The 15,216-nt window shown below is 69.8% G+C and carries 15 protein-coding genes; 10 read left to right on the forward strand and 5 right to left on the reverse strand.

The window, feature by feature from the left end; translation table 11 throughout:
- Positions 1 to 31: 31 nt before the first annotated feature.
- Positions 32 to 676, forward strand: a complete 645-nt coding sequence (locus tag EDF39_RS12295) for a SatD family protein (RefSeq protein WP_123943576.1) — start codon at positions 32 to 34, stop codon at positions 674 to 676.
- Here the strand turns inward: EDF39_RS12295 and EDF39_RS12300 are convergent.
- The gene (locus EDF39_RS12300; RefSeq protein WP_123943578.1) at positions 657 to 1,112 is read right to left on the reverse strand and encodes a hypothetical protein; all 456 of its coding nucleotides are present in this window, start codon (positions 1,110 to 1,112) and stop codon (positions 657 to 659) included. The genes EDF39_RS12295 and EDF39_RS12300 overlap by 20 nt on opposite strands.
- A 4-nt stretch (positions 1,113 to 1,116) precedes the next feature.
- Here EDF39_RS12300 and EDF39_RS17730 point away from each other — a divergent pair, with 4 nt between their 5' ends.
- The 4 genes from EDF39_RS17730 to EDF39_RS12320 all read left to right on the forward strand — a co-directional run bounded on the left by EDF39_RS17730 (position 1,117) and on the right by EDF39_RS12320 (position 8,264).
- On the forward strand, positions 1,117 to 1,710 hold the full coding sequence (locus EDF39_RS17730) for a hypothetical protein (RefSeq protein ID WP_233573188.1): 594 nt from the start codon (positions 1,117 to 1,119) through the stop codon (positions 1,708 to 1,710).
- Positions 1,711 to 2,006: 296 nt separating this feature from the next.
- Entirely contained in the window at positions 2,007 to 4,547 is a 2,541-nt protein-coding gene (locus tag EDF39_RS12310; protein WP_123943580.1) for a glutamate--cysteine ligase, read from the forward strand.
- A gap of 1 nt (position 4,548) precedes the next feature.
- Positions 4,549 to 6,336 carry an N-acetylglutaminylglutamine amidotransferase gene (locus EDF39_RS12315; RefSeq protein ID WP_123943582.1) on the forward strand — a complete coding sequence of 596 codons (1,788 nt, stop codon included), beginning with the start codon at positions 4,549 to 4,551 and terminating at the stop codon, positions 6,334 to 6,336.
- Positions 6,306 to 8,264: a prolyl oligopeptidase family serine peptidase gene (locus tag EDF39_RS12320; protein ID WP_233573189.1), complete on the forward strand. Its 1,959-nt coding sequence runs from the start codon at positions 6,306 to 6,308 to the stop codon at positions 8,262 to 8,264. Before EDF39_RS12315 ends, EDF39_RS12320 begins: the two co-directional genes overlap by 31 nt.
- A gap of 104 nt (positions 8,265 to 8,368) precedes the next feature.
- Here EDF39_RS12320 and EDF39_RS12325 read toward each other — a convergent pair whose 3' ends face one another.
- Positions 8,369 to 9,361, reverse strand: a complete 993-nt coding sequence (locus tag EDF39_RS12325; RefSeq protein WP_123943584.1) for a DMT family transporter — start codon at positions 9,359 to 9,361, stop codon at positions 8,369 to 8,371.
- Positions 9,362 to 9,432: 71 nt separating this feature from the next.
- On the opposite strand from EDF39_RS12325, the gene EDF39_RS12330 reads away from it, so the two are divergent.
- The 3 genes from EDF39_RS12330 to EDF39_RS12340 all read left to right on the forward strand — a co-directional run bounded on the left by EDF39_RS12330 (position 9,433) and on the right by EDF39_RS12340 (position 10,933).
- Complete coding sequence (locus EDF39_RS12330) at positions 9,433 to 9,981, forward strand: CGNR zinc finger domain-containing protein (RefSeq protein WP_084815837.1); 549 nt, start codon at positions 9,433 to 9,435, stop codon at positions 9,979 to 9,981.
- Between the two features lie 63 nt (positions 9,982 to 10,044).
- On the forward strand, positions 10,045 to 10,440 hold the full coding sequence (locus EDF39_RS12335) for a hypothetical protein (protein ID WP_055957354.1): 396 nt from the start codon (positions 10,045 to 10,047) through the stop codon (positions 10,438 to 10,440).
- Positions 10,441 to 10,600: 160 nt separating this feature from the next.
- Complete coding sequence (locus EDF39_RS12340) at positions 10,601 to 10,933, forward strand: DUF1294 domain-containing protein (protein WP_123943586.1); 333 nt, start codon at positions 10,601 to 10,603, stop codon at positions 10,931 to 10,933.
- An 18-nt stretch (positions 10,934 to 10,951) separates the two neighbouring features.
- On the opposite strand, the gene EDF39_RS12345 is transcribed toward EDF39_RS12340, so the two are convergent.
- Positions 10,952 to 11,653 (reverse strand): hypothetical protein, encoded by a 702-nt coding sequence (locus EDF39_RS12345; RefSeq protein ID WP_123943588.1) that lies wholly within the window; start codon positions 11,651 to 11,653, stop codon positions 10,952 to 10,954.
- An 89-nt stretch (positions 11,654 to 11,742) separates the two neighbouring features.
- Between EDF39_RS12345 and EDF39_RS12350 the strand changes: the two genes are divergently transcribed.
- On the forward strand, positions 11,743 to 12,255 hold the full coding sequence (locus EDF39_RS12350) for a DUF427 domain-containing protein (protein ID WP_123943590.1): 513 nt from the start codon (positions 11,743 to 11,745) through the stop codon (positions 12,253 to 12,255).
- 109 nt (positions 12,256 to 12,364) lie between these two features.
- Here the strand turns inward: EDF39_RS12350 and EDF39_RS12355 are convergent, their stop codons facing one another.
- Together EDF39_RS12355 and EDF39_RS12360 are read right to left on the reverse strand one after the other, a co-directional pair.
- Complete coding sequence (locus EDF39_RS12355; RefSeq protein WP_123943592.1) at positions 12,365 to 12,889, reverse strand: DoxX family protein; 525 nt, start codon at positions 12,887 to 12,889, stop codon at positions 12,365 to 12,367.
- Between the two features lie 51 nt (positions 12,890 to 12,940).
- The gene (locus tag EDF39_RS12360) at positions 12,941 to 14,008 is read right to left on the reverse strand and encodes an ATP-dependent DNA ligase (protein ID WP_123943594.1); all 1,068 of its coding nucleotides are present in this window, start codon (positions 14,006 to 14,008) and stop codon (positions 12,941 to 12,943) included.
- Positions 14,009 to 14,192: 184 nt separating this feature from the next.
- Between EDF39_RS12360 and ligD the strand changes: the two genes are divergently transcribed.
- Complete coding sequence (gene ligD, locus EDF39_RS12365) at positions 14,193 to 15,215, forward strand: non-homologous end-joining DNA ligase (RefSeq protein WP_123943596.1); 1,023 nt, start codon at positions 14,193 to 14,195, stop codon at positions 15,213 to 15,215.
- Position 15,216: the final 1 nt, after the last annotated feature.

Below are 15,216 nucleotides of genomic sequence, written 5' to 3' on the forward strand. Positions count from 1 at the left end.
TTTTGCGAAAAGTTAGGTTTATGCTTAATGGGTGTCTCATGAAACCGTGGTTGCCGTGATCGTCGACATCGTCGACTCACGAGGTCTCTCTGATCGCGACGAGGCGCAGGGCGAGATCGAGCGGGCTTTCGAGGGGACGCCGGGTGTCGAACCGGTAGACCCTCTGCGGGCGACCGTCGGCGACGAATTCCAGGTCATCTACGCCACCCTCCCTGACGCCCTGGTCGCGACCACCAGCGCCATCCTCACCCTGCCCTCCGGTGTCGAGCTGCGATTCGGGTTCGGTTGCGGGGAGGTCCGCTCCGTAGGATCCCGCACGGCCGGCCCCGTCCAAGACGGTCCTGGCTGGTGGTCCGCCCGAGAAGCCATCGAAGAAGCACACCGCCGCGAAGACGGAAGAAGTCCGTTCCTTCGCTCCTGGTATCTCTCTGCCGGCGATCGAGGCGGCATCGAGGAGCGCGTCGTCAATGCCTACTTCTTGAGTCGCGACCACATCGTCGCCCGGATGACCACCCGTGCGCGTCGCGTGACACTGGGGCTCCTGCGTGGTGACACACAGACGCAGATCGCTGAAGCGGAGGGGGTCACTCCCTCGGCCATCTCGCAGTCGGTGCAGAAGTCCGGTGCGATCGCGGTCGTCGAGGGCCTTCGGGCGCTCAGCTCGGGAGGTCGCTGATGCTCGCCGGGCTTCTGCTCGCGCTCATCGGAGTGGCCGATATCGTGAGGGCGAGGGCGGGCACGACCACGAGGGGCGGGGCGACGTCGAGGGCGAGCGCCGGACCCGGGAGGGCAGGGCGCTCCGGGAACGCCGGGCGCTCCCGGAACGCCGAGCGCGTCGGAAGAAACAGGGAGAGCGCGATCGCCATCGCCGTGGTGTGGATCGGGCTGGGAGCAGTGGCGTGGTTCGGCCTCGGCATCGAGCCGTGGATCGTGCTCGGCGTCGCGGCCGCAGCCGGCCTGTGGGTGGCATCGACCACGGCGGTCGGATCGGGGGTCGTGGCATCGACGACGGGGCGGCCTGCAGCGGGAGAGGCTTCGGGGTCAGTGAGTCGCCGCGACCCCGCTCGGTGGTCGCTTCGTCGATCGGGGTCTTGGCCGTCGATACTTCTCACGGTCGTGGTCGCCGTGCTCTTCGTCGCCGGGCCCGGCAGCGCCGCTTCCGCTACCGGATTCGTCGTTGACTGGCACCGCGACTCCGGGCTCAGCTTCATCGACGCCCTGCCACTCGCCGCCCTTGTGGGTGGTGTCGGCTCAGCGCTGTTCCTGATTGATTCGGCCAACATCGTCGTGACATCGGCGCTCCCGAGCGGCGTCGCCGTCGACCCCGTCGCCGTAAGCGTCGTTCGCATAATCGACGATCAGGCCGACGGGGCGCCCGGGGCACCCGGGGAGGTCGAGCAGCGAGAGGCCGCGGGCGAGCCCGCTCCCGGCGACGAGGAGGTCGCCGAAGTACCCGAATCACAGACGCGGGAGCTCAAAGGCGGACGCCTCATCGGCCCGATCGAACGGTTGCTTCTCGCCGGATTCGCGCTCACCGGCGCCTTTCCCGTCGTGGCGGCGCTCATCGCAGCCAAGGGCATCGTCCGGTTTCCCGAGATCAACCGGGCAACCACGGGCAACCCCGCCGAGTACTTCCTCATCGGCAGTCTCGTGAGCTGGGCCACGGCCTTCGCGCTCGCGGGTCTGTGCTGGTTGTTAGCGCTGGCCTAATTTTCGGGCGATGTTAGGTGTGGGCTTAACTGGAGGGGATGCAGGCTGGAAGTCGGGCGGCCTTGGGCCGGATCCTTGCTGTCTGGTAGCGACATGGCCGTATCTGCAGCCTGCGCGCGGTCGAACGGGAGATTGGGCCATCTCGCAAAGCCGGCGGGCGCCGACGGGAGCGACACCGGCGGAGCGGCGCCGGCAGGCGCGACAGGCGTAGCGCCGACACCCCCCCCGCATGTGCAAACACTAAGGGTCACGTAACGGGACTCCCGCGGGAGCCCCCGACCGACTACGGTCAAGAAATGAGCGCGGAGCTGACCCTCGGGGCGGAAGAAGAGCTGCACCTGATCGACCTGCAAACGAAGCGGCTGTCGGCCCGAGCGCCCCAGCTGCTCTCGAAGTTGCCGCCCGAGAAGTTCGGCGCTGAGCTCCAGCGCACCACGGTCGAGACGAACGTGCCGGTGGTCACGAACCTCACCGATCTGCGCACCGAGATCCTCGCTCTGCGCAAAGAGCTGGTCGATGTCGCCACCGATGCCGAGCTGGCCATCGCGGCGGCCGGCACCGCCCCGCGGAGCGAGTTCGCCGACTTCGAGCTGACGACGACCGGCCGCTACGGCCGGATGCAGGAGCAGTACCGCATGCTCGTCGACGAGCAGCTGATCTGTGGCCTTCAGGTGCACGTGGGGGTGGCCGATCGCGACATGGCCGTGCAGATCATGGGTCGCGTGGCTCCCGCCTTGCCGGCGCTTCTCGCTCTGAGCGCGAGTTCGCCGTTCTGGAACGGCCAAGACACGGGTTACGCGAGCATCCGTTCGATCATCTGGCAGCGCTGGCCGAGTGCCGGCGCGACGGGGCCGATGGCGAACGCGGGGGAGTACGACCGCCTGGTGCAAGACCTGATCGGTTCCGGAGTGATCGCCGACGCGAAGATGGCCTACTTCGACGTGCGTCCGTCGTCTCATGCGCCGACGCTCGAGCTCCGCACCTGTGACGCCTGCCCGCTGGTCGACGATGCTGTGCTGATCGCCGGGCTGTTCCGCGCCGCGGTGCGGAAGGCGGAGGTCGACATCCTCGACGGCAAGCCCGAGAAGCTCCGCGCGCAGCCGCTTCACCGGGCCGCGATGTGGCAGGCCGCCCGGGCCGGGCTCACGGGCGAGCTGCTCGATCTCGGCGTGCATCCCGAGCGTCTTCCCGCGGCGCAGGCGATCCGGCAGCTGTCGGCGTCGCTCCGCCCGCAGCTCGAAGAGCTCGGCGACTGGGCCGATGTCGAGGGGCTGATCGAACAGACGCTCGCGCGTGGCAATTCGGCGGATCGACAGCGAGCCGCATATGCCGAGAACGGCCGCCTCGACGATGTGGTCGACCTGGTCGTGAAAGAGACGCACGGCTCTGCGGGCGGCGATGCCGCAAGCCTGCCGAGCATCACGGGCTACCGTTTTCGCGCAGGCGACGAGGCGATCGGGCCGGGCCTCCGCGCTCGACCCGCGTACGCCGACATCGCCGACTATTTCCACAAGCTCGACTCGGCGACGATCCAGCAGCACGCCGAGGCGCGCGACGACTGGACGAAGAACCAGGGTCTGAGCTTCACCGTCGGCGGCGAGCTCCGCGGCTTCACCGTCGACCTGGTGCCGCGAATCGTGACGAACCACGAGTGGAGCCAGCTCGCCAAAGGCCTGACGCAGCGGGCACGGGCGATCGAGTCGTTTCTGCAGGACGCCTACGGCGCGAGACGCATCGTCGCCGACGGCGTCCTGGCCGAGGCCGATGTCGTCGACGCGATGGGCTGGCGTGTCGAGGCGGCGCTTCTGCCGACCGGCACGGTGCGCGCGCCGATCCAGGGCTTCGACCTGATCCGCAATGAGTTCGGCGGCTGGCGGGTGCTCGAAGACAACGTCCGGAGCCCGAGCGGTGCGGCCTACGCGGTAGCCGTCCGCCACCTTCTCGACGAGATCGTGCCGGAGGCTCCGCGACCAGCCGGGCTGCTGGATCCTGAGACCGTCTTCGGTCTGCTCCGCGAGACCCTCCTGGCCCACGCGAAGAGCGACGATCCCACGGGCGCCGTTCTCAGCGCAGGATCCGACAGTTCGGCCTGGTACGAGCACAAAGCGCTTGCCGAGGGCGCCGGGTTTCTGCTGGTGACCGCCGACGATCTCGCGGTGAGCGATCACCGGGTGGTCGAGCGGGCCACCGGCCGAGTCATCGACACGCTCTACCTGCGCCTCGACATCGAGCTGATCGAGGTGGCGAGTGCGGCAGACCCCGATCTCGGCGTGAAGATCATGGACGTCGCAGCGACCGGCGACGTGTTTCTCGCCAACGCCCCGGGCAACGGTCTCGCCGACGACAAGGCGATGTACGTCGCGGTGCCCGATCTGATCGAGTACTACCTCGACGAGAAGCCGCTGCTCGAGTCGGTGCCGACCTATCGCCTGAGCGACGAGGCGGAGAAGCTGAGTGTGCTCGATCGGGTCGGCGAGCTCGTCACGAAGCCGGTCGACGGCGAGGGCGGGCACGGCGTGCTGATCGGGCCGAGCGCCAACGCGGCGGCCGTTGCGGAGCGTCGCGCCGAGATCGCCGAAGACCCGGCTCGCTGGGTCGCCCAGGAGGTCGTGACCCTGTCGTCGCATCCGACGCTGACCGCGCGCGGCCTCGAGCCGCGCCACGTCGACCTCCGGGCGTTCGTCTACCTGACGGGCGTGGGCCCGACGCAGAGCCGGCTCGCCGACTTCGGGCTGACGAGGGTCGCCCCGGAGGGGAGCATGGTCGTCAATTCGTCGCGAGGCGGCGGGGCGAAAGACACCTGGATCATCGGCCCCGAGCCCTCGGAGGAGCACTGACATGTGCGGACTCGCCGGTGAGCTTCGATTCGATGGTGAGCGGGCGGATGTCGCCGCGCTCGCCCGCATGGCCGGGTGCCAGGTGCATCGGGGCCCCGACGGTGACGGCCTCTGGTCGCGCGGGCCTGCGGGTCTGGCGCACCGGCGACTGTCGATCGTCGACCTGTCGCCCGGCGGCGCGCAGCCGATGGTCGATGCCGAGCTCGGCCTGACGATCGCCTACAACGGCATGGTCTACAACTACGTCGAGCTCCGCGACGAGCTGCGGTCGAAGGGCCACCACTTCTTCTCCACCTCCGACACCGAGGTGATCCTCAAGGCCTTTGCCGAGTGGAGAACGCACTTCGTCGACCACCTCATCGGCATGTTCGCGATCGCCATCTGGGAGCATCGCAGCGGTCGGCTGATCCTCGCCCGCGACCGCCTCGGCATCAAGCCGCTCTACTACGAGCAGACGGCTTCGCGCCTGCGGTTCGCGTCGACGCTCCCCGCCCTGCTCGCGGGTGGCGGCGTCGACACGTCGATCGACCCGGAGGCGCTGGCGAGCTACATGACCTTCCACTCGGTCGTGCCGGCTCCGCGCACGATCCTCGCCGGGGTGAAGAAGGTGCCGCCCGCGACCGTGCGGGTGGTCTCCCCAACCGGCGAGGTGGACGACACCACCTACTGGGAGCCCTCCTTCACCCGGGATCCCGCGCGGAGCGGATGGAGCGAGACGGAGTGGCAGGACGCGGTCATCGATTCGCTGCGCACTGCCGTGAAGCGGCGCATGGTCGCCGACGTTCCCGTCGGGGTGCTGCTCTCGGGCGGCATCGATTCGAGCCTCGTCGTGGCGCTGCTCGCCGAGGCGGGCCAGACCGATCTCGAGACCTTCAGCATCGGCTTCGACTCGGCCGGCGGAGAGTCGGGCGACGAATTCGAGTACTCCTCGATCGTCGCGAAGGAATTCGGCACGAAGCACCACCGGATCCCCATCGCCTCCGACAAGCTCCTGCCGGGCATCGACGGAGCCATCGCCGCGATGAGCGAGCCGATGGTCAGCCACGACTGCGTCGCCTTTTATCTGCTCAGTCAGGAGGTGTCGCAGTCGGTGAAGGTCGTCCAATCGGGCCAGGGTGCCGACGAGGTGCTGGGCGGTTACGACTGGTATCCGCCACTCGCCGGTGTGCCGCGCGATGGGGCTGCCGAGGCCTACGCGTCGGTGTTCTTCGACCGGCGCTGGAACGACATGAAACGCTGGCTGCGGCCCGAATGGCTGGAGGAGAACGACTCGCCGTCGGCCTTCGTTCGAGCCCACTTCGCTCGCCCCGGCGCCGACACGTCTGTCGACGCCGCACTTCGTCTCGACACGACCATCATGCTCACCGACGATCCGGTCAAACGCGTCGACAACATGACGATGGCCTGGGGGCTCGAAGCGCGCGTCCCCTTTCTCGACCACGAATTCGTCGAACTCGCGGGGGCGATCCCGCCCGACCTGAAACTGGCCGACGGGGGCAAGGGAGTTCTGAAGCGCGCCTCCCGAGGCATCGTGCCCGACGCGGTCATCGACCGGACCAAGGGCTACTTTCCGGTGCCGGCCATCCGCCAGCTCGAAGGCCCCTACCTCGAGAAGGTCCGCGAAGCTCTGCTCGACCCCGCCGCGAAGTCGCGCGGACTGTTCCATCCGGCTACCGTCGAATCGATGCTCGCGAACCCGAACTCCTCCCGGACGACCCTCGGATCGAACGCGCTCTGGCAGCTCGCCACGCTCGAGATGTGGCTGCAGGCGCAGGGCGTGACGTCGTGAGCGCCCCGGCGGGCGGGGTTTCGTCGGGGTCGGCCGTGGCGGATCCTGTGCTCGCCGACCCGTTCGTCGAGTCGCTCGTCGGCGCGTGGGGATCGTGGGGTCCGACGATGACTCGGAACGCCCGCCGCGTCGCGTTCGTCAGCGATCGCTTCGGCACGCCCGAGGTCTTCGTGCAAGACGTCGTCGTCGCGGGCTCCCTGCCGACGCCGACCCGGATCCGACTCTCGGACGACCCGGTGATCGCGGTCTCGTGGTCGGCCGACAGTGACTGGCTCGCCGTGGCCGTCGCCACCGACGGGGGAGTGCGGCAGCAGGTCTGGGTCGTGCGCCCCGACGGCTCCGACGCGCAGCGGATCGCGGGCTCGCGCGACCAGCACGCCGAGCTCGGCCCCTGGTCGCGCAGCGGGCACCGCGTCGTCGTGACGCTTCCGTCGACCGAGCCCGAGCAGCCGGCCCGCTCGTATCTCGTCGACCCGTCTGACGGCAACCGCGTCGATCTCGCCTCGGGCGACCTCATCCACATCCTCGACCTCTCGGTCGAAGAGCGACTCGTCGTGCTCCGCGACGGCGGCCGCGGACACGAGTTCGTCGTGATCGTCGACCGGCTCACCGACGAAGACCACCCCCTGCTCACCTCGCCGTGGGCCGGGTCGGCCGAGACGGCACTGATCCGCCCCTCGCCCGAGAGCGAATCCAGCCCGCTCATCGCGTATCTCTCGACCGAGGCGGGGCTCCCGCGCCGACAGCTGGTAGCCATGCCGATCGGCCCGCACGGCTGGCGGGGCACAGCCCGCGTGCTCGCGGGGCGCGACGACGCCGAACTCGAAGAACTCGACGCCGACGATGCCGGGCGCCTGCTGCTGCTCGTCTGGAATGTCGCCGGGCGCAGCGAGCTCGATCTCTACGACACGGCTGCCGGATCCTTCTCGCCCGTGCCCGGTGTTCCCGGCCAGGTGGTGACGCACCCCGTGCTGTCCCGCGACGGGCGCAGCGTACTCGCGACGGTCGAGGGGCCGACGCGACCGCGCGAGCTGTGGCGGCTCGACACCGCGGCGCTGACCTGGACGCGCGTGACCGGCGGCCCGACGCTGCCGGACGGTCTCGTCGAGCCCACGCTCGAGACGTTCACGGCGCGCGACGGGCTGACGCTGACCGGGTGGCTGTACCCGGCTGTCTCGTCCGGTTCGACTGAGTCGTCCGGTTCGGCTGTCGCGGACGCAGGATCCGGCGGCGCCGCCCTCATCCACCTCCACGGGGGCCCCGAATCGCAGGAGCGCCCCACCTTCTCGGCCCAGCACCAGGCTCTGGCCGCGGCCGGCATCACCGTGTTCGCCCCGAACATCCGTGGATCGTCCGGCTTCGGCAAGGAGTTCGTGCACGCCGACGACCTCGAACTGCGCTGGTCGGCACTGGCCGACGTGGTCGACGCCGCGCACCACCTCGTCGCCCGGGGCTTGGCCGATGCCTCGCGCATCGCCGTCGAGGGCCGCTCGTACGGCGGCTACGCGACCCTCGCCTCCCTCGCGTTCACGCCCTACGTGTTTGCGGCCGGGGTCAGCGTCTGTGGAATGAGCGACCTCCACACCTTCTATCGCGACACCGAACCCTGGATCGCCTCCGCCGCCACTACGAAGTACGGCCACCCGGTCGACGACGCGGCATTGCTCACCGCGCTGTCGCCAATGCGCGCCGTCGATGACATCGCCGTGCCGTTGCTCGTGGTGCACGGCGAGCTCGATACGAACGTGCCGATCGGCGAGGCCCACCAGATCGTCGAGGCCCTTCGAGCGCGAGCGGCGCCGGTCGACTATCTCGAGCTCGCGGCTGAGGGGCACGAGTACCGCCGGCTCGAGTCACGGCGGGCGCTGGTCGCGCGCATGGTCGAGTTCGTGGCTGGCGCTCTCGGGGTCGGCGCGGAGCATCGCTAAACGAATTACGCGTCGCTAACCGAGACGACGGTGAGTCGTGCGTAAAACGGTAAGCGAAGGATCCGCGCGACGCCGCTGAGCATGACCGTGCCCACGCGGTCGGCTCAGGCCGGCTGGGCCGGCGTCGGCACGACCGGCACCGATCCCGTCGGCGTCTGGTCGAGCGTCGTCGGAAGCGCGCGTGTCGGGGCGTCGCTCCGTGCCGCCCGGACGCACGCGATCCCGACGAGGATGGCGCCGCCGCCGAGCAGCTGCGGCACGGTGAGCCGCTCGCCGAGGAGGAGCCAGGCGTAGAAGGTCGCGGCGACCACTTCGAGCAGGCCGGCAAACGAGGCGAGGCGCGATCCGAGTCGCTCGGCGGCGGCGATGTTCGCGGTGTAGGCGATCGCGGTCGCGACGACGCCGATCACGACGACGGGTACCCACCAGGCGACGGGTGACCCGAACAGCGCGACATCGCCGAGGGGTGCCTTGAAGGGGACCAAGCGCACCACACCGGCCAGAGCGAGCGACGCGGCCCCGAGCAGCAGGCCGAAAGCGGCGAGTGCCACGGCGGGGAGCCCGTTCGGCGGTGCAGCGGCCACGACGTAGTAGATGGCGCAGCCGACCATGGCGCCGACGGCGAAGAGGAGGCCGACCGGATCGAGGGCGACGCCGGATCCTGGGGCCACGACCAGAACCAGGCCGACGAGCGCGACCACGCTGCCGATGAGCACCAGCGACTGGGGTCGTCGGCGGCTGCGGGCCCAGGCGACGGCCACAAGCAGGAGCGGCGCCATGTATTCGAGCAGGATCGCCGTGCCGACGGGCACGCGCTCGAGTGCGGCGAAATAGGTGAGCTGCGTGGCTGCGACGCCGATCGCGCCGGTCGCGACGATGCGCCAGCGGTTCCGCCAGAGGGCGTTCCAGCGACCGCGGAGGGCAACGGCGGCGAACGGTGTCAGCACGAGCCCGCCGACGAGCGACCGCACGGTGACCGCGGCGGCCGGACTCCAGCCCGCCTCGAGCAGCGGCTTGGCGAAGGCGCCCGAGAGGCCGAAGGTGAGGGCGGCGACGACGGCGATGACGAGGCCGGTCGAGGTGGTGGAGCGGGGCATGGCGACTCCTGGCGGGAGGGTGGCGGGGTGGATGATCCACACGCTAGTGTTGCCGTGAGTAAGGAGTCAACTTGCATTTTGCCCCTGACACAACTGAGACGCTGGAGTTCGTCGTGGCGCTCGTGAACACCGCCCCGGGCGCCACCCGGTCGGGAGAGGACGGGCTGCCGGATCCTGCCGCCCTGACCGCGCTGCTCGACGAGTACCGCTACTCGGGGCGGTTCGATCGCGACCCGGCCGAGCTCGCCGAGGTGCTCGACGCCCGAGACCTGTTTCGCCGGCTGTTCGCGCTCGATCGGGGCGACGCGGTCGCCCTCGTCAACCGGTTGCTGCGCGACGCCTCGGCTCTGCCCCAGCTCGTGCGGCACGACGAATTCGACTGGCACCTGCACGCGACCGAGCCGACCGCGCCCCTGGCCGAGCGCATGCGCGTCGAGGTCGCCCTCGCGCTCGTCGACGTGCTGCGGACCGACGAGTTCGACCGTCTGCGAGAGTGCGGCGCCCCGGACTGCGAGGGCGTGTTCGCCGACCTCTCGCGCAACTCGTCGAAGCGGTTCTGCAGCGTCCGGTGCGGCAACCGAATGAACATGGTGGCGTTCCGCGCCCGCGCAGCCGACTGATCGGAATTCGATAGCGCCGGTTCAGGATCCGAGGCGGAGAATGAGCGCAGGAGCAGACACCTCATGCAGACCATCAGCTACAGCATCTCGATCGTTCTCTTCGCCGCGATCCTGGCCGAGACGATGGTCAGCGTGCGCGCCTCGAAGGCGGTGCGGGGGTCGCGCGAGCGCTACGTCGCCCTGACGCAGCGGCGCCTGCTCAGTTGGGCCGTCATCGTCGGGTTCGCCGTCTCGGGCATCGTCGGCAGTCTCGCGGGCGAGCCGTTCTCCTCTCTCAGCCTTCTGATGGCCGCGTACCTACTGTCGCAAGAGCTCAAGAATCACGGCGATGACGACGACTGGTTCAAGGGCCGCAAGAAGAAGATCTGGGGCGGCGTGAAGAAGCGGCTGAAGGCCCTCGTTCGGCCGCCGCGGGTGTCGAGGCCGCCGGTGCGGGTGCCGTCGCCGGCGTTCGGGTAGCGCTTCGAGGGCGGGCCCGGCCGAAGTGACGCGGTTCGGCCAAACCGACGCGGCGCGCCGAGTGCAGTTGGCCGAAACGCGTCACTTCGGTGAAAGCCTCGCGAGGCTCATGGCGCCACTTTGCCAGAGTTGCGAACGTTACCGCCGCTAGGGTCGCGTCATGCGCCTGCTGCCCCTCCTCTCGGTCCCGGCCTTCGCGGCCCTCTTCGTCTGGCGGGCGTCGTGGCGGGAGTTCCCGTGGGGAGCGCCGTGGATCTATCTCGTGCTGAGCGTGTTGCTGTTCGTCGTCTACGGCGTCGATAAGCGGGCCGCGCGGCGGGGCGCCTGGCGCATCTCGGAGCGCAACCTGCTCATCGTCGGCGTGCTCGGCGGGTGGCCCGGCGCGGTGATCGCGCAGCAGGTGTTCCGGCACAAGACCCGCAAGTCGTCGTTCCAGTGGGCGTTCTGGGCGACCGTGACGGTGAACGCGGTCGTGGTGCTCGCCTTCGTGTAGGAGCGGGGCGCTAGCCGGCTAATTCGGCACAGGCCCCGACAGCTCCTCGACCACAGCGACGGCGGCGGGCCAGTACGACGCATAGTGCTGCGGATCGGCGTTGACCTGCACCGTGTGCGCGAGCAGCGTCGGCTGCATGGTCTGCCAGCCCGGCACCTTTACGAGCTTGGTGAAGAAGCTCGTGGCCGCGGTGAACGGCGTCATCCGGTCGGTGTAGCTGCCCCACGCGCCGTTGTCGCGCTGCTGGAACAGACCGCGGCTGTCGGGTCCGACCGCATCGCCGTGGTCGACGTTGACCAGGCTGGATTCGCCCATCGCCGTCATCACGCCGACCGCCTGCGTGTGCGTGCCGATGCCGAGGGCGCGCGCGGCGTTGATGATGTGCGCGGCGTTGATCAGCTGATCCTGGCAGTACCCGGCGATCGGACCGGCCGGCACGTGCACCGTGCCGATCTGTTTCGGCGCAGCGGCCGGGCACGAAACACTCGCCGCAGTGGGTGCCGCCGCCGACGACTCGAAACCCCCGAGCAGCGCCGACCGAGCCGCAATCACGATCGCGATCGTGAGGGCGATCACCAGGCCGCCACCGAGGGCGACTCCGAAACCGAGGATCCGCGACGACGCCCCCGGCACAGCCGCACGACCGGTTCGACGCCCGGAGCTGCCGCGCCGCCCGGACCCCGCGCCGCGGCGGGTCGCAGGTCGGCGTCGGGTGGGCACCATTCGAGGGTAGGCGATACCCGCGACGGTGCTTTCCGCCCTGAGGACGAATTGAGGGGATCTGCGGGAGGAGAGAGCACGATGGAGGCATGAGACACGTGAGACGCGCGCCCGTGAAGCCGATCGAGCCCGGGCCCGGCCAGGAGTCGGTGTGGGACTACCCGCGCCCGCCACGAGTGGAGCCCGTGACCGAGAGGGTCGTGGTGCGCCTCGGCGGGGTGGCGGTGGCCGAGACGCGCGAAGCGTTCCGCGTGCTCGAGACGAGTCACCCACCCGTGTACTACCTGCCGCGGGCCGCTTTCGTGGCCGGGGCGTTGGATCCTGCGCCCGGTCGCTCGCTCTGCGAATTCAAAGGCCAGGCGTCGTACCTCAGCGTGACGGGTGGCGGAGTGACTGCAGAGCGCTCGGCCTGGACCTACCGGGAGCCGTGGTCGGGGTACGAGATGCTGCGCGACCACATCGCGGTCTACCCGTCGGCGATGGAGTCATGCGAGGTCGGCGGCGAGGTGGTGCAGGCACAGGAAGGCGACTTCTACGGCGGCTGGATCACGTCGAAGATCGTCGGGCCGTTCAAGGGCGCGCCGGGCACGCTCGGTTGGTAGCTGGGTCGGTAGGTACGCGCCACGAATTTGAGAGCGATTCTGCCTCAGCCGCACCCGCGGGGGTTCCTGCCGACCCAGATCGCTCTCAAATTGGCGCCGCAGCGCCAAACTAGTCCGCGTCGGGCGACGGCGCCTCGGGGTCAGCCAGCGGGGCGTTCCGCTTGCCGAGCTCGATGACGGCGGCCGACGCGGCGAACCCGGCGACGAGGGCGAACAGGGTGCCGCCTGCTCCCCACTTCTTCTTGCCGATGAGCCCGTCGAACGAGGCACGGCCGGGCCCGGCCGCGATCGCTCCGAGCGCGGCGACCAGCACGGCGTTGTACTCGTAGCCGCCGTCGGCGTTCCACGGTCCGTTGCTCAGGTGCACCTTGCGAACCGCGGTGACCATCGTGCCGATGAGTCCTGCCGCGGCGAGGGGAGTGCCGGCGCCGAGCACGACGGCCGCGCCGCCCGCGGTCTCGGTCGCTGCCGCGAGGAGTGCGTTGCGCTTGGCGGGATGGATGCCGAGGCTGCCCATCATGCCGGTTACGCCCTCCAACCCGGGGCCGCCGAACGATCCGTTGAGCTTCTGGAGGCCGTGCCCCACGAAGAAGCCGCCGACGGTGATGCGAAGAAGAGTTATGCCGAGAGTCATAAGGGTTGTTCTACTCCCTGGTCGGGCGGACCGTTTGCTCGCCCCGCCGGTTCACGCCACCACGTCGCCGAAGTCGTAGGCGGCCGGGATCTCGAGTTGGTCGTAGGTGCACGAGCGCGCGTCCCGATCGGGCCGCCAGCGGTCGAACTGCACGGTGTGCCGAAAGCGGCGCCCCTCCATCTGGTCGTAGCGCACCTCCACCACGCGGGTGGGCGCGAGGCGCACGAACGAGACGTCTTTGCCCGACGAGAAGCGGCTCCGCTCGGTCTCGCCTTTGACGGCCTCGCCGTCGTCGTCGCGCACGACGTCGGGCTCCAACTCGTCGACCAGCTCGGCCCGCCGCTTGTCGGTGAATGCCGAGATGCCGCCGACGTTCTGCAGGGCGCCGTCGGCGTCGTAGAGGCCGACCAGGAGCGACCCCACGCCGGATCCTGAGGCGTGGACCCGGTAGCCGAGCACGACGACATCCGCCGTGCGGTGGTGCTTGATCTTGAGCATGCGTCGTTTGCCCGGTTCATAGACCGAGCTCAGGGGTTTGGCGACGACGCCGTCGAGGCCCGCTCCCTCGAACTCGTCGAGCCAACGCCTCGCGACCTCGACGTCGTCGGTCGTCCGGCTGAGGTGCAGCGGTGCTCGGAACGACGCCGAGAGGTCGACGAGGGCGGCTCGCCGCTCAGCGAACGGGACCCCGGTGAGATCGAGATCGCTGCAGGCCAGCAGATCGAACGCGATGAACGACGCGGGAGTCTCGCTCGACAGGGCCGCGATGCGCGAGGCGGCCGGGTGGATCCGGGCCGACAGTGCCTCCCAGTCGAGCCGCTCCGCGCCCGGTTCCCCGCGGCGCACGACGATCTCACCATCGAGAACGCAGGATCCGGAGACCTGGCTTGCGATCTCGGCCACCAGCTCGGGGAAGTACCGCGTCAGCATCTTCGATCCGCGGCTTCCGATCTCGACCCTGCTCGGCCCGTTCTCCTGCTTCTCGACGTAGATCAGGCCGCGAAAGCCGTCCCACTTCGGCTCGTAGACGAGGCCGCCCTCCACCGAGTCGGGTTCGGGCACCGTCGGCACGGCCTTGGCGAGCATCGGCGTGACCGGGTTCTCCGCGCTGGGGATCATGCGTGCCAGTGTGCTCTCGTCCGTCGGCGGGTGTTCCTGTGCCGGGTGGGCGGGCGTTCCCCGTGAATGGGCGGGTGTCGTGGGGGGGGGGGGGGGGGGGGGGGGGGGCCCCCCCCCCCCCCCCCCCCCCCCCCCCCCCCCCGCCGACTTCGCCCGGCCCCCGGCGAGAGCAGTAGCGTGACGCATGGCATCCGACGCAGTGGTCCTCGAAGTACCCGGCCCCGACGGAACGCGCGAGGTGCGCATCTCGTCGCCCGGCCGCGTCCTCTACCCCGAGCCAGGCATCACCAAGCTCGATCTCGCGAAATACCTCGGCGCGGTCGGCGAGCCGTTCGTCGAGCACAACGGTGGGCGGCCGATCTCGCTGCAGCGCTTCTCGGGCGGCATCGACGGGGAGCAGTTCTTCTCGAAGAACCCGCCGAAGGGCGCACCGTCGTACATTCGAGCGCCCGACGTCACCTACCCGAGCGGCCGCGTGCACCCGCAGCTCGTGATCGACGAACCCGCCGCCGCTGTCTGGGGCGCACAGATGAACACGGTCGTGTTCCACCCGTGGGCCTCGCGCGCCGACGCCCCCGACCTCCCGGACCAGCTCCGCATCGACCTCGACCCGCAACCCGGCACCGACTTCGGCGATGCCATCCCGGTCGCCCTCGCGCTGCGTGACGTGCTGGCCGACGCCGGACTCACCGCGTTCGTCAAGACGAGCGGCAACCGCGGTCTGCACGTATTCGCTCCCATCGCGGCGGAGCACGAGTTCCTCGAGGTGAGGCACGCCGTGATCGCTGCCGCGCGCGAGCTCGAGCGGCGGATGCCCGAGCGGGTGACGACGAACTGGTGGAAGGAAGAACGAGGCAGACGAATCTTCGTCGACTTCAACCAGGCGAATCGCGACCGGACCATGGCCGGCGCCTACAGCCCGAGAGCCCTGGCCGGGGCCACCGTGTCGGCGCCACTCGGATGGGACGAACTAGGATCCGCGGATCCTGCGCTCTTCACCGTGCTCAGCGTGCCCTCGCGGTTGGCGTCGACCGGCGACCCGTGGCACGGAATGCACGAGGCGCCGGGACCCTCGATCGCCCCGCTGCTCGAGTGGTGGGCCCGCGACGTCGAGGCCGGTCTCGGTGAGCTGCCGTTCCCGCCCGATTTTCCGAAGATGCCGGGCGAGCCCCCGCGGGTGCAACCGTCGCGCGCCAAGAAGGGGTGAG

The organism is Frondihabitans sp. PhB161, assembly GCF_003814635.1.
Lineage (GTDB): Bacteria > Actinomycetota > Actinomycetes > Actinomycetales > Microbacteriaceae > Frondihabitans.